Below are 12939 nucleotides of genomic sequence, written 5' to 3' on the forward strand. Positions count from 1 at the left end.
TCTTACAGTCCCATTCCGAGCAGCTTGCCGACGGTGAAGATATCCTTGTCGCCGCGTCCGCAGAGGTTCATCACGATGATCTGGTCCTTGTCCATCGTCGGCGCCCGCTTGATGACTTCGGCGAGCGCATGGCTCGGCTCCAGAGCGGGAATGATGCCTTCGACGCGGGTGAGGAGCTGGAAAGCTTCAAGCGCCTCATGGTCCATGATCGGCACATATTCGACGCGGCCGGCATCCTTCAGCCAAGAATGCTCGGGCCCGATGCCGGGATAGTCGAGGCCGGCGGAGATCGAGTGGCCCTCCTTGATCTGACCGTCCTTGTCCTGCAACAGATAGGTGCGATTGCCATGGAGAACGCCGGGTGAGCCCGCTGTCAGCGAGGCGCAATGCTCCTCGCCGTCGAGACCCTTGCCGCCGGCTTCCACGCCGACGATCTTGACGCTGGCATCGTCCAGGAACGGGTGAAAGAGACCGATAGCATTGGAGCCGCCGCCGACGGCAGCGATCAGCATGTCCGGCAGACGGCCTTCCATGGCCAGCATCTGCTCACGCGTCTCCCGGCCGATGACGGCCTGGAAGTCGCGGACCATTTCCGGATAGGGATGCGGGCCTGCGGCCGTGCCGATCAGGTAATAGGTGTCGTCCACATTCGTGACCCAGTCGCGCAGGGCCTCGTTCATGGCGTCCTTCAGCGTGCCGTGTCCCGCCGTGACGGGGCGTACTTCGGCACCGAGAAGCTTCATGCGGAAGACGTTCGGCGACTGCCGCTCGACATCCGTCGCGCCCATGTAGACCACGCAGGGAAGACCGAAGCGTGCCGCAACGGTTGCCGTCGCCACGCCGTGCTGGCCGGCGCCGGTTTCCGCGATGATGCGGGTCTTGCCCATACGCTTGGCAAGCAGGATCTGGCCGAGGCAGTTGTTGATCTTGTGCGACCCGGTGTGGTTCAGCTCGTCGCGCTTGAAATAGACCTTCGCACCGCCAAGCTCTTCCGTCAGGCGCTCGGCGAAATAGAGCGGGCTCGGACGGCCGGTATAATGCGTGTTGAGATGTTCGAGCTCGGCCTTGAAGGCGGGATCGGTCTTGGCCTTTTCCCACTCGGCTTCGAGCTCGAGGATCAGCGGCATCAGCGTTTCCGCAACGAAGCGACCGCCGAAGATACCGAAACGACCGTCCTCGTCGGGGCCGGAACGGAAGGAATTGGGTAGAGGGGTCTGATTCACGTCGTGCTCCTTGACCGGAAAGGCTCTGCGCGAGCCTGTGCAACGGCATCGAAAAACTCTTCCATCCGCCTGAGGTCCTTGACGCCGGGCGCGCTCTCCACTCCGGAGGAGATGTCGATCGCGCGCGTGCCCGTCATCTCCAGGGCCTCACGGATGTTTCCGGCGTTCAGACCGCCGGAAAGCATGTAATCCACCTCCGCGTCAAGCGCGTCGAGGAGCGTCCAGTCGAACGAAACGCCGTTGCCGCCCGGCAGGTCCGAACCCTTGGGGGCTTTTGCATCGAACAGAAACCTGTCGGCAATGCCGATATAGGCATCCACAGCGCGCAGATCGTCGGCATCGCGCACCGAAAACGCCTTCATGACCGGCCGGCCGTAAATGGCGCGGATGTCGAGCGCGCGGGCAGCCGTCTCATGGCCGTGAAGCTGCAGGATGTCGGGGTCGAGCGACGAGACGATTTCGTCCAGCGTGTCGTTATCCGCATCCACCGTCACGGCAACGATCTTTGCCTGTCCCCTGATCCGGTCGGCAAGCCGTGCGGCATCGTCCGGCTCGATATTGCGCGGGCTCTTCTCGAAAAAGATGAAGCCGACATGGTTCGCGCCCAAGGCAACCGCCTTGTCGACGGCTTCGGCGGTCTTCAACCCGCAGATCTTGACATCGATGGTCATAAGGCACCGCATTTGCATGAATCGCTCTGCGAGTCGAGCCAAAACAAGGGCTCGCATACGCGTCGGTGCACGCGATCAGGTGAAGTCGATGGCATGCAGCAGCGTACCGTTGCGCTTCAGCCAGTGTCGGGCGTCGGGTGTGCGGGGGCAGAGCCGCTCGCAGAGCGCCCAGAAATTCGGGCCATGGTTCATTTCCTTGAGGTGGGCCACCTCATGGGCTGCGAGATAATCGATGACGTAGGGCGGCGCCATGACGATCCGCCAGGAGAAATTCAGTGCGCCATCCACCGCGCAGGAGCCCCAGCGACTTCGCGTGTCCCGCAGCGTCAGAGACTTGATCCGGCGGCCGACATGCAGCGCATGAGCGGGTGCAAGATGCTCCAGATCCTTGCGTGCTTCCTTCTTCAGGAAATCGGCGATACGACGGCCGAGATGTTCCGGCGCACCGCTGACCCTGAGCACGGCCTCTTCATCGACCACGACGCTTTCCGTGACGCCGCGAAGCCGCCCCGTCCGCTCGATGCGATGCGCAACGCCACGCAGGAAGATCATGCCCCCCTCTTCCAGCACGCTTTCGCCGGAAAAGCGCGCAAGCCGGCTGGAAAGCCACGCCTGATGACGGTCGAGAAACTGCGTAACCTCACGCTCGGGCAGGCCGGGCGGAATGGTCATCTTGAGCGCACGGCCGCCGGGCTCTATCCGCAACGTCATCCGCGTCGCCCGCGGGTTCTGCCGGATCGTCAACGGAACCGCTCGCCCGTCGACGGTCAGCGTCTTCACGACAGCCTTCGTCACCGGCCGGACAGGTGCGACCGGCTTCTTCCCGCGAACAGGCTTGAGCAACAGAGGAAACATGGGTTCCTGATAAATGATTCGCGGGTCTTTTTCCCGGGCAAGGAAACGAAAAAACCGGCCCTCCCCACAGGGAAGGCCGGCCTGGTCTTTGTCAATGAGCGCCTGAGGTTTCGAAGCGCTCGATGCATCAGTTGCCGGTGTAGCCGGTAACCGGGCCATTCGACGGGTTGTTGCGTTCGCGCATGAAGCGGTCGAAATCGTCCTGGTCCTTGGCACGGCGCAGTTCGCGGACATAGGCGTCGAAGTCTTCGCGCATATCGTCCAGACGGCGGCGCTCTTCATCGAGCCGCGCCAGTTCCGCCTCGCGCCAGTCGTCGAAGGCGACGTTGCCGGTGCGGAACGTGCCTCGCGTGAACCCGGTCTTGCCAAAGCCACCCTTGAAGGTGGAGAACACGGTATCGACGGACGCATTTGCGTCTCGCTTGAAAGCTTTCAGTTTTTCGCCGAAGAGAATGTAGGCGAGCATGGCAAGGCCAAGCGGCCAGAAGACGACGAAACCGAGAACCATCAACGCAATGGTCGCGGGCGTCCAGTCAGGACGGATCAAGGCATTTTGATTCATGGGAATTAAGTCCTCGTCAATGAGGGTCCGATCGTCGAACCCGCTTCCATCGATGTGGGAATAACGCCATTCCATCACAAGACGAGGTCATGGAAAATCGGGCAAGGGCTTGCCCGATCTCACCATTTTTTGATGTTTCCATTCGCTTTCTCAGGTTTAAGCGGTTTTACCACCCTTGATGACCTTCACCGTCGTCGCCTTGCGACCGTGTTCTCGCTGGAAGGCCGCGATGCGGGGTGCGATCTCGCGGCGGAAGCGCGAACCGTTGAAAACACCGTAATGGCCGACATCCGGCTGCATGTAATGCATCCGCATATGGTCTGGAATATTGGAACAGATAGTCTGTGCCGCCTCCGTCTGGCCGACGCCGGAAATGTCGTCGTTTTCGCCTTCCACCGTCAGCAAGGCCACCTTGCGGATCGCTTGCGTATCCACGCGCTCGCCGCGATGCATCATCTCGCCCTTCGGCAAAGCGTGCTGCATGAAGACGACGTCCACCGTCTGGAGGTAGAATTCTGCGGTGAGGTCCATTACGGCGAGATATTCGTCGTAGAACTCCCGATGCTTCTCGGCGGCGTCACCGTCATGCTTGACCAGGTGGTCGAAGAATTCCTTCTGGGCGTTGATATGCCTGTCGAGGTTCATCGACATGAAGCCGGAGAGCTGGAGGAAGCCGGGATAGACCGGCCGCATGAAGCCGGGCTGCGGAAAGGGAACAGGCATCACGACATTGTCGCGGAACCACTCGATCGGCTTGTCCTTGGCCAGTTTGTTCACCGCGGTCGGGTTGATCCGCGTATCGATCGGCCCCCCCATCAGCGTCATCGAGGCCGGCGAGAGCGCGTCGCCCCGGGCTTCCATGATGGCGACGGCTGCGAGAACAGGAACGGCGGGCTGGCAGACCGCGATGACATGCGTATCGGGACCCAGGAAATGCAGGATCTCGATGACGTATTCGATGTAATCGTCAAGGTCGAACGTCCCCTCGGTCAGGGGCACCATGCGGGCGTCGATCCAGTCCGTGATATAGATGTCGGACGTCGGAAGCAGGGCTTCCACAGTGCCGCGCAGCAGGGTCGCGTAGTGGCCGGACATCGGCGCGACGATCAGGACGCGTGGATCGGACTTGGCCGGCTTTTCGAGGATACGCTCGAAATGAATGAGATTGCAGAAGGGCTGCCGCCAGACGATCTTCTCGTCGATCGAGATCGGCTGGTCGCCGATGATCGTTTCATGAAGGCCGAATTCCGGCTTGCCGTAGCGGCGGGTCGAGCGTTCGAAGACCTCAAGACCGGCGGCGGCAGTACGGCCGAGATAGGTTTGCGAAAGCGGATTGAGCGGGTTGCTATAGGCCAGACGCATGGCGTCGGCTGCGGCACGCCAGGGAGCCATGATCGCATGGTTCAGTTCGTAGAATTGGTAAAACACTGGATGCAAACTCCTTTTTACCGTGAGCGGAGACGTCTCTGGCGTAAAGTCCCCGTTCCATATTCCTCTAATATTTCAGGCTACGCTTTATTGTGCAGTGCGGCAAGTGTGTTAGAGTATCATGGTTGGCCGGTGCGAAACTGTAGCAAGACCTTCCTTCTCCATCATCTTGAAATCCTCCTACATTCCCGGACGAAGTGTGCGCCCGAAGGCATTGACAAGTCGATAAGCCCCTCAATATCCCGACGATCCTGCGGGAGCGGAAGTTTCATCGTTCTGATATTGCATGCGGAGCCGGGTGGTTGCTTCCACGAGCGTCGTGACATCCGTGCCGATCGCCATGAAGTCCGCGCCGAGTTCACGATAAAGCCGCGCCTGATCGAGGTTCAGCGTCATGATTCCGGAAGCCTTGCCGGCTCGGGCGATCCGCGTGAAGGCATCGCCAATGGCCTCCGTCACATCGGCATGACCGGGCTGCCCGAGAAGACCCATGTCGGCGGCAAGATCGGACGGACCGATAAACAAGGCATCCACACCATCGACGGCAGCGATCCCGTCAAGAGCGGCCAGACCGGCGCGGCTTTCGATCTGGACGATCAGGCAGATTTCGCGATCCGCCGTTTCCAGATAATCACCGATGCGGCTGAAGCTGGAGGCGCGGCCGAGGGCAGCGCCGACGCCGCGGTCGCCATGCGGCGGATAGCGCACCGCCCGGACCAGACGCTCGGCTTCCTCGACGGTTTCCACCATCGGGATCATGACCGTCTGGGGACCGGCGTCGAGGATCTGCTTGATCATCCATGTCTCACCCACCGGCAGTCGCACGACGGCGTGACTTTGCGAGCCTTTGAGCGCCTGCACCTGCGCTGCGAGCAAGGGAATGTCGTTCGGGGCATGCTCTCCGTCGATAAGCAGCCAGTCATAACCGCTGCCGGACAGGACCTCGGCGGCATAAGGGCTGGCGAGCGCCACCCAGAAACCGAGCTGGAAGCGTCGCGCCTTCAGCGCCGCCTTGAATGGGTTGACCGGTGCCGGCACGTCGCTCTCCTCCTCACCCCTGATCCGCTTGAGATAGGGCATGTGACAATCGTCTCCATGGCGAAGACACTGTATTCGCCAAAAGCATCTTGTCGGGAACGGCATGGACTTACTAGATGGTGGCGTGCGCACTCCCACGCGCCCGCGCTTTTCCCATCGGCGATCGCTGGCACAGCGGCCGACACACTGGAAGGACCAGAACCATGACCACGTCGAGCAATTTCCGACAGGCCGACTATCCGATCGAAGCAAGCTTTCTCGACCGGTGGTCGCCACGCGCCTTCAAGGATGAGACGATGGGCGAAGCCGAGCTTCTGACGATCCTGGAAGCCGGCCGCTGGGCACCGTCAGCCTTCAACTCCCAGCCATGGCGTTTCTCCTACGCGCTGCGCGGCACGCCGGAATGGGATACGCTTCTTCCGATCCTCAACGATTTCAACCAGAGCTGGGCGAAGTCCGCCTCCGCTCTCGTGATCATCATTTCGAAGACGCATTTCACGGCACCGGGTTCGACCGAATCCAAGCCCTCCTATAGCCATAGCTTCGACGCAGGTTCGGCCTGGGGCGCCATTGCCCATCAGGCGATGCTTCTGGGCTATCAGGCCCACGGCATGACCGGCATTCACTTCGACAAGGCTGCCGAGATTCTGGGAATTCCCGAAGGTTATCGCGTCGAGGCCGCTGTGGCGATCGGCCGGGTCGGCGACAAGTCGGTGCTGCCGGAGGGTTTGCAGGCCAAGGAAACACCCAGCCCGCGCCGTCCGCTCTCCGAACTTGCTTTCAACGGCAGCTTCAAGGCCAACTGATCGGCTCAGGCCTTATGTCCTAGGTCAATGTAACAAAGCCCTCGCAACCGGATGGTTGCGAGGGCTTTTCGATGTCCGTCTCCAAGGAATGGAACTGATCAGATATCGAGGTTTGCCACATTCAGCGCGTTTTCCTGAATGAAGTCGCGGCGCGGCTCCACTTCGTCGCCCATGAGGCGGGAGAACAGGCTGTCGGCATCGGTCGCATCGTTGACGCGAACCTGGAGCAGCGAACGAACGTTCGGGTCGAGTGTCGTTTCCCAGAGCTGTTCGGCATTCATCTCGCCGAGACCCTTGTAGCGCTGCATGGAGAGGCCTTTACGGCCGCTGGCGAAGATGGCATCGAGCAGCGCGCGCGGCCCGCTGATTTCCTGCGTGCCTTCCTTGCGCCGCAGAACGGGCGGAACGGCGTAGATATCGTGGAGCTTGGCGTTCAGCTGGTCGATCAGGCGGGCATCCTGAGATGCGATTAGCGCCATGTCGAGGAAGGCCAGCTCCCTGACGCCGCGGACCATGCGCTCGAGCCGCAGCCCGCCGTCACCGGCAATTTCGGCGCTCCATCCCCGTTCGGTTTCATCGGCGATGAGGTCCAGTCGCTCGGCGAGTTCACGGGCGATAACCGCGGATTTCTCGTCATCGCGCAGGCGTTCCGGATTGAGCGCGCCGGCAATCGCCGCCTGCTCGACGACGGAGCGGCTGTAGCGCGAATGCAAGCCTTCGACGAGCGCGCGCAGGCGCAGCGCATCGGTGATGACTTCACGCAGATCCTGTCCGGCACGAACTTCGCCGGAACCGAGTTCCAGCCGCGCCTCTTCCAGACCCATCGAGATCAGATATTCCTCGAAGGCCTTCTCGTCCTTCAGGTACTGGGCCGATTTGCCGCGCGTGACTTTGTAGAGCGGCGGCTGGGCGATGTAGAGATGGCCGCGCTCGATCAGTTCCGGCATCTGGCGGAAGAAGAACGTCAGCAGCAGCGTCCTGATATGGGCACCGTCCACGTCGGCGTCCGTCATGATGATGATCTTGTGGTAGCGCAGCTTTTCCGGATTGAACTCGTCCTTGCCGATCGACGTGCCCAAGGCCGTGATAAGCGTGCCGATTTCCTGGCTCGACAGCATCTTGTCGAAGCGCGCGCGCTCGACGTTCAGAATCTTGCCGCGCAGAGGCAGGATCGCCTGGTTCTCGCGCGAACGCCCCTGCTTGGCGGAACCGCCGGCCGAGTCACCTTCGACGAGGAAGAGTTCGGACTTGGAGGGGTCACGCTCCGAGCAGTCGGCGAGCTTGCCGGGCAGCGAGGAAATGTCGAGCGCACCCTTGCGGCGGGTCAGTTCGCGCGCCTTGCGGGCAGCCTCGCGGGCGGCGGCGGCTTCCACCACCTTGCCGACGAGAATCTTCGCGTCGGCCGGATGTTCTTCGAACCAGGTGCTCAGCGCTTCGTTGACGAGGCTTTCGACCACGGGGCGCACTTCGGAGGACACGAGCTTGTCCTTGGTCTGCGACGAGAACTTGGGATCGGGAACCTTGACGGAGAGAACGGCTGTCAGGCCTTCGCGGCAGTCTTCGCCCTGCAGCGTCACCTTCTCCTTCTTGGTGATGCCTGACTGGTCGGCATAGGACGTCACCTGGCGCGTCAGGGCGCCACGGAAGCCGGCCATATGCGTGCCGCCATCCCGCTGGGGAATGTTGTTGGTAAAGCAGAGCATGTTCTCGTGGTAGCTGTCGTTCCACCACATCGCGACCTCGACGGTGATGCCGTCCTTCTCGCCGCGGATGGAAACCGGCCGTGAGACCAGCGGCTTCTTGGCACGGTCGAGATAGACGACGAAGGCTTCCAAGCCGCCGTCATACATCATCTCTTCCTGCTTGATGTCGGAGTGCCGCTTGTCCGTGAGAACGATGCGGACGCCGGAATTCAGGAAGGCGAGCTCGCGCAGGCGATGCTCCAGCGTTCCATAGTCGAACTCGACCTGCGTGAAGGTGTCGGTGCTCGGCAGGAAGGTGACTTCCGTTCCCGTCGTGCCGCCGCTGTCGCCCGTCACTTCCAACGGACCGTCGGCCACGCCATGGGTGAAGCTCATCTCGTGGATCTTGCCGACGCGGCGGATCTTCAGTTTGAGGGAAACGGAGAGCGCGTTGACCACGGATACGCCGACGCCGTGGAGACCGCCGGAGACCTTGTAGGAATTCTGGTCGAACTTGCCGCCGGCGTGCAGCTGGGTCATGATGACCTCGGCGGCGGATACGCCTTCTTCCTTGTGGATGTCGGTCGGGATGCCGCGTCCGTTGTCGGTCACGGTCACGGAGCCATCCGCGTTGAGCGTCACCGTAACGAGGTCGGCATAGCCGCCCAGCGCTTCGTCGATCGCGTTGTCGACCACTTCATAGACCATGTGGTGCAGGCCCGAACCATCGTCGGTGTCGCCGATATACATGCCCGGCCGCTTGCGCACGGCATCGAGACCCTTGAGAACCTTGATCGAATCGGCACCATATTCGGCATTCGCGCCGGTTGCAGCATCAGGCAGTTCGGTCATAGAGGTCGGGTCTTTCCATTGTTACGGCGTCTTCCGGACGCTTGCCATACGAGAAGCTGGTCCATGCGGAAATCCGAATGACGAATCAGCGTATTGGCAATCGTCTGAATATAGGCATTTCCGGGTCCGGTTCCAAATCTGACAGATGGTTGCGGGCCAGAAACAGGACTTTTCAGCGATCCGGCGACAGCGGGATCAGGGGATGAGCACTTTGATCATTTCTCGCATCTCCCGAGGCAACATCGACAGGCTCTTTTGCCGGAGAGGGTTTCAAGAACCTTCTTTAGCACCCTTCTGTGCATTGTCCAAAAGTTGCGTGATATCCACAACCGTCTGGTCGGGAAGATGTCGGATCCGGGCTGCCAGAAGATTGGCAAGGATCGTATGGCCTGGTGGAAGGCCCGATGTATCGACGGTGACGCGCGGGTTCGACTGCGCCGCAAGCGCGAACAGGGCATCCGCTTCATCCCAGATAATGTGGAAGTACCCGGCGACCCGCTGGAGGAAATCGAAACTCGGCGTACCGCGCTTTCCGTGCTCCAGCGCCGAGAGGTAGGCAGCGGACACGTTGAGCGCCTTCGCCATCTGCTTCTGCGTCACCCCCCGCTCGGCGCGCAGGCGGACCATTTCTTCACCGAAGGGTGTCATGCACTGTAGCCGGAGCCATGTCGCGAGACGCCATGCCGCGAGAGGCGAACATAAAGAGCGCCCTCGCCCCCATGATTGCGGGCAGCAGGCTCGTAGGAGGAAATCAGAGGGCGAAAATCGGGCAGCGAGAACCAGAGCGGCACCGCCCGCCTCAAGACGCCTTCGCTGCCCATCGACGTGCCCTTGCCGGTGATGACGAGAACATGGCGCAAGCCATGATCATGCGCACGGGTTATGAACCGCAGCAGGAGCCCATGCGCCTCCGACTGCGCCATGCCGTGAAGGTCGATGCGGGCATCGATCGGCAGATGACCCTTGGCCAGCTTGCGCTTGACCGGCTTTTCCAGCGGCTGGTGACGTCTCGCAGTTTCGACCTTGACGACAGGTGCCGGCTCGCGCGTCACCTTCGCTACGGGAACAGGTACGGGTTCGGCGGGCTTTTTCGGCGCTTCATCCCCTTCGAAGAGCGCAAGCAGTTCCATGCGTCCGGGCAGCGCGCGCGTCGAGCGGGCGACCTTGCCCCAGAGAATGCGGTCCTCGCTCGATAGCGTCTTCTTCCTCGTCATGTCTCGTATCTTGCTGCCGCCGCCTTCGGAATCAAAATGAAAAAGTCCGCATCGTTGCGAACCGCGCCCGCCCGCTCTCCGGCTTCATTCCCCGAACCGGTAAAGATGTCACCGCGAGCCGGGCCGACGATGGCGGTGCCGGTGTCGAGGGCGAGCATCAGCCGGCGGAACGGCTTCCCGTCGTCGATGCGGGTCAGGCTGTCGCTTGCGATGAAAAACGGCACGCCAAACGTATGGATCAGGCGGTCGATCGCCAATGAACGTCCCGGCTGCAAGGGCACCTTGGCGGCGGCAACGGGTCCAAGCTCGGGATCCTCGACCGCAGCCTCCCGAAAGAAAATGAAGGAGCGGTTATGCCACATCACCGCATCGGCTTCCTCGGGATGCGTATCGAGCCAGGCCTTGATCGACTGCATGGATACGGTAGCCGCATCGATGTCGCCCCGGTCGATCAGCAGCCGGCCAATGGCCGAGAAGGGATGGCCGCTCTTTGCGGCATAGGTAACGCGCTGCGAAGAACCGTCCGGAAAGACGAGGCGTGCGGCACCCTGAACATGGGCGAAGAAGACATCGGTCTTTAATCGGGCATAGGCGATCTCCAGCCCGCGCCCGGCAAGAAAGCCGGTCTCGATCGCTTCACGGTCCGGATATTCCTCGAAGAGACCCTCGACCTTTCGGGCAAAGGCAAAGCTTTCGTCCAGAGACGCCGGGCGGTTGGTTGCATCGAGATCGATCAGATCGTCGGGACGGCGATAGAAGGGATAGGTGTATTCGCCGGTGCGCTCGCGGCTGACGGCGACGGTCGGCTCGAAGAAGGCGGTGACGAAGCCCGCCTTTCCATCCCGACGCTCTATGGCGAAGGGCTGAAAATTTTCCTCGAAGAAGGCGCGGGAGGTAGCGGCATCAGGCGCGTCGAGGTCATCGGCGGCACGATAGGCGGGCAGGAGATCTTGCGAGGATATGCCGAGCGATCCGGTGCGGTGGTGCTTGACCGTCTCGACATGGTGCCGGCACCGCCGGAGTGCCGGCAGCAGAGCAGCCGGATCATCCTGCGCCCAGCCGGGCAGATCCGAAAAGGCGACCTTGCGGAGCGCGAAATCCATCGGCGATCCTATCTCTCTGCTCGGCTGACCGGCATGCTCGTTCGTGTTTGCATCCCCGCGAAACCGCCAGGACGCAAAGCACCTAGTTTTCGGATTCGGTTGCGATCAGCTTCCAGTTCGGATCGCGCGAACGGGTGTCGCGGGCGAACGTCCAGAGATCGTTGACCTCGGACACGGCTTCCGCATCGCCATCGACGACCGTGCCGGCCTTGTTAAAGGTCGCCGAGATCAGCTGGCTGAAGATCCGTACGGTGATGATCGCTTCGCCATCCTTCAGGTCCGCCGAGACGATGTCGGATTTCTCGATGCCGACAAAGGTCGATTTGACCGTTTCTCCCTTGGCCTCGCGGTCGGCGATCGCCGCTTCGAAGCCGTCATAGACTTCCTTGGAGAGGAGCGACTTCAGCGTCTTCCTGTCGCCGTCCGCAAACGCGGTCACGATCATCTCATAGGCCATCCGCGCGCCGTTCACGAACTCCTTCGGAGTGAAGCTATTGTCCGCATCGGCGATCTTGCGAAGCGAGGCGTTCAGCGGGGTCTCGGGCTTGGCGAATGCATCGATCGCAGCATAGCGCGCCGCCTCGTCCACGACGGTATCACGACGCGGAAGCTGGACCACCTTGCCGGTGGGATCGGCGCTCTCCACGGGTTCGCGGGCAGAAAAGGGATCGGATGGCGGGCGTTCATTGCCTGTCCGACGACCCAGCACGCTGCGAAGCTGGATGAAAATGATCACCGCGGCGACAAGAAAGAACAATGTTACGAAGTCGAAAGATCCCATTTCCACCAATGCCGCTTTTATGATGTATCTTAGAGACCCATATAGACGTGATGAACCCATCATTCAAATGGCTACGAGCAGATTGCCTGACCGCCAAAAGCAGAACGGCAGAGGTATCGAAGCAGATGATAGCCGGGGGATGATCCGGTAACGCTCTATAGCTCGGTTGCCGCACGGCTACCCAGCGGACGACAACCCTTCCAACGAACACGTGGACCGAATGCGCCTTTCCCTGATCCCGCTCTTCTTCCTGCTCCTGCCGATGGCGGAAATCGCCACCTTCATTGTCGTCGGGCGCGAGATCGGCGTGGGCGCCACGCTCGGCCTCATCCTCTTGTCTGCCATCGTCGGTGCCCTTCTCCTGAGGGCGCAAGGCCTTGGTGTCCTGCGGAAACTGCAATCCGCATCGCGCACGGGCGAGAATCCCGGCCGGCAGATCGTGCATGGCGCGATGATCGTGGTCGCCGCCTTTCTGCTGATCCTTCCCGGTTTCCTGACGGACGTCTTCGGCATCCTTCTCTTCATTCCGGCGGTGCGGGAAGCCGTGTGGCAGTTCCTGCGAAAGCGGGTCACCGTGGTCACGCGGACAAGCCGTCCCCACCCGGATCCCGCCAGCACCCGACCACGCTCCATCCCCGGCGTGATCGATCTCGATGACGCAGAATTTACCAGAGATCCCGACAGCAGCGGCCCGAACGACCGATTGCGCTGATCGAACGGCGAT

The 12939-nt window shown here is 61.4% G+C and carries 13 protein-coding genes; 2 read left to right on the top strand and 11 right to left on the bottom strand.

Features of this window, described 5'->3' with window-relative positions; genetic code table 11:
* Positions 1–2 precede the first annotated feature (2 nt).
* The 6 genes from trpB to BSG19_RS22030 form a co-directional block, all read right to left on the bottom strand.
* On the bottom strand, positions 3–1223 hold the full coding sequence (trpB, locus tag BSG19_RS22005) for a tryptophan synthase subunit beta (protein ID WP_092990154.1): 1221 nt from the start codon (positions 1221–1223) through the stop codon (positions 3–5).
* Entirely contained in the window at positions 1220–1894 is a 675-nt protein-coding gene (locus BSG19_RS22010; protein ID WP_092990155.1) for a phosphoribosylanthranilate isomerase, read from the bottom strand. The genes trpB and BSG19_RS22010 overlap by 4 nt, the downstream gene beginning before the upstream one ends.
* 75 nt (positions 1895–1969) lie before the next feature.
* Positions 1970–2749: a M48 family metallopeptidase gene (locus BSG19_RS22015; RefSeq protein WP_092990156.1), complete on the bottom strand. Its 780-nt coding sequence runs from the start codon at positions 2747–2749 to the stop codon at positions 1970–1972.
* Positions 2750–2876: 127 nt separating this feature from the next.
* Positions 2877–3311, bottom strand: a complete 435-nt coding sequence (locus tag BSG19_RS22020) for a DUF2852 domain-containing protein (RefSeq protein ID WP_092990250.1) — start codon at positions 3309–3311, stop codon at positions 2877–2879.
* A 156-nt stretch (positions 3312–3467) separates the two neighbouring features.
* Complete coding sequence (gene phaZ, locus BSG19_RS22025) at positions 3468–4739, bottom strand: polyhydroxyalkanoate depolymerase (RefSeq protein ID WP_092990157.1); 1272 nt, start codon at positions 4737–4739, stop codon at positions 3468–3470.
* Positions 4740–4973: 234 nt separating this feature from the next.
* Positions 4974–5777 carry an HpcH/HpaI aldolase family protein gene (locus BSG19_RS22030; RefSeq protein ID WP_092990251.1) on the bottom strand — a complete coding sequence of 268 codons (804 nt, stop codon included), beginning with the start codon at positions 5775–5777 and terminating at the stop codon, positions 4974–4976.
* A 203-nt stretch (positions 5778–5980) separates the two neighbouring features.
* On the opposite strand from BSG19_RS22030, the gene BSG19_RS22035 reads away from it, so the two are divergent.
* The gene (locus BSG19_RS22035) at positions 5981–6583 is read left to right on the top strand and encodes a nitroreductase family protein (protein ID WP_092990158.1); all 603 of its coding nucleotides are present in this window, start codon (positions 5981–5983) and stop codon (positions 6581–6583) included.
* A 98-nt stretch (positions 6584–6681) separates the two neighbouring features.
* Here the strand turns inward: BSG19_RS22035 and gyrB are convergent, their stop codons facing one another.
* From gyrB to BSG19_RS22060, 5 genes are all read right to left on the bottom strand, one after another.
* Positions 6682–9117: a DNA topoisomerase (ATP-hydrolyzing) subunit B gene (gyrB, locus tag BSG19_RS22040; protein WP_092990159.1), complete on the bottom strand. Its 2436-nt coding sequence runs from the start codon at positions 9115–9117 to the stop codon at positions 6682–6684.
* Positions 9118–9387: 270 nt separating this feature from the next.
* Positions 9388–9765 carry a helix-turn-helix domain-containing protein gene (locus tag BSG19_RS22045; protein WP_092990160.1) on the bottom strand — a complete coding sequence of 126 codons (378 nt, stop codon included), beginning with the start codon at positions 9763–9765 and terminating at the stop codon, positions 9388–9390.
* The gene (locus tag BSG19_RS22050; protein WP_092990161.1) at positions 9762–10331 is read right to left on the bottom strand and encodes a Smr/MutS family protein; all 570 of its coding nucleotides are present in this window, start codon (positions 10329–10331) and stop codon (positions 9762–9764) included. Before BSG19_RS22050 ends, BSG19_RS22045 begins: the two co-directional genes overlap by 4 nt.
* Positions 10328–11434, bottom strand: a complete 1107-nt coding sequence (locus BSG19_RS22055; RefSeq protein ID WP_092990162.1) for a murein transglycosylase A — start codon at positions 11432–11434, stop codon at positions 10328–10330. The genes BSG19_RS22050 and BSG19_RS22055 overlap by 4 nt, the downstream gene beginning before the upstream one ends.
* Positions 11435–11516: 82 nt before the next feature.
* Positions 11517–12215: a Tim44/TimA family putative adaptor protein gene (locus BSG19_RS22060; RefSeq protein ID WP_092990163.1), complete on the bottom strand. Its 699-nt coding sequence runs from the start codon at positions 12213–12215 to the stop codon at positions 11517–11519.
* A gap of 220 nt (positions 12216–12435) precedes the next feature.
* Between BSG19_RS22060 and BSG19_RS22065 the strand changes: the two genes are divergently transcribed.
* Complete coding sequence (locus tag BSG19_RS22065; RefSeq protein ID WP_092990164.1) at positions 12436–12927, top strand: FxsA family protein; 492 nt, start codon at positions 12436–12438, stop codon at positions 12925–12927.
* The last annotated feature ends 12 nt before the right edge of the window (positions 12928–12939 follow it).

It is taken from the genome of Rhizobium sp. NFR03 (genome assembly GCF_900111275.1).
Lineage (GTDB): Bacteria > Pseudomonadota > Alphaproteobacteria > Rhizobiales > Rhizobiaceae > Ferranicluibacter.

Bases quoted from the DNA above. Each gene is read 5' to 3' on its own strand.
- BSG19_RS22055 (WP_092990162.1), bottom strand. From the start codon at position 11,434: ATGGATTTCGCGCTCCGCAAGGTCGCCTTTTCGGATCTGCCCGGCTGG.
- BSG19_RS22045 (WP_092990160.1), bottom strand. From the start codon at position 9,765: ATGACACCCTTCGGTGAAGAAATGGTCCGCCTGCGCGCCGAGCGGGGG.
- BSG19_RS22065 (WP_092990164.1), top strand. From the start codon at position 12,436: ATGCGCCTTTCCCTGATCCCGCTCTTCTTCCTGCTCCTGCCGATGGCG.
- BSG19_RS22050 (WP_092990161.1), bottom strand. From the start codon at position 10,331: ATGACGAGGAAGAAGACGCTATCGAGCGAGGACCGCATTCTCTGGGGC.
- BSG19_RS22010 (WP_092990155.1), bottom strand. From the start codon at position 1,894: ATGACCATCGATGTCAAGATCTGCGGGTTGAAGACCGCCGAAGCCGTC.
- BSG19_RS22020 (WP_092990250.1), bottom strand. From the start codon at position 3,311: ATGAATCAAAATGCCTTGATCCGTCCTGACTGGACGCCCGCGACCATT.
- gyrB (WP_092990159.1), bottom strand. From the start codon at position 9,117: ATGACCGAACTGCCTGATGCTGCAACCGGCGCGAATGCCGAATATGGT.
- BSG19_RS22015 (WP_092990156.1), bottom strand. From the start codon at position 2,749: ATGTTTCCTCTGTTGCTCAAGCCTGTTCGCGGGAAGAAGCCGGTCGCA.
- BSG19_RS22035 (WP_092990158.1), top strand. From the start codon at position 5,981: ATGACCACGTCGAGCAATTTCCGACAGGCCGACTATCCGATCGAAGCA.
- BSG19_RS22060 (WP_092990163.1), bottom strand. From the start codon at position 12,215: ATGGGATCTTTCGACTTCGTAACATTGTTCTTTCTTGTCGCCGCGGTG.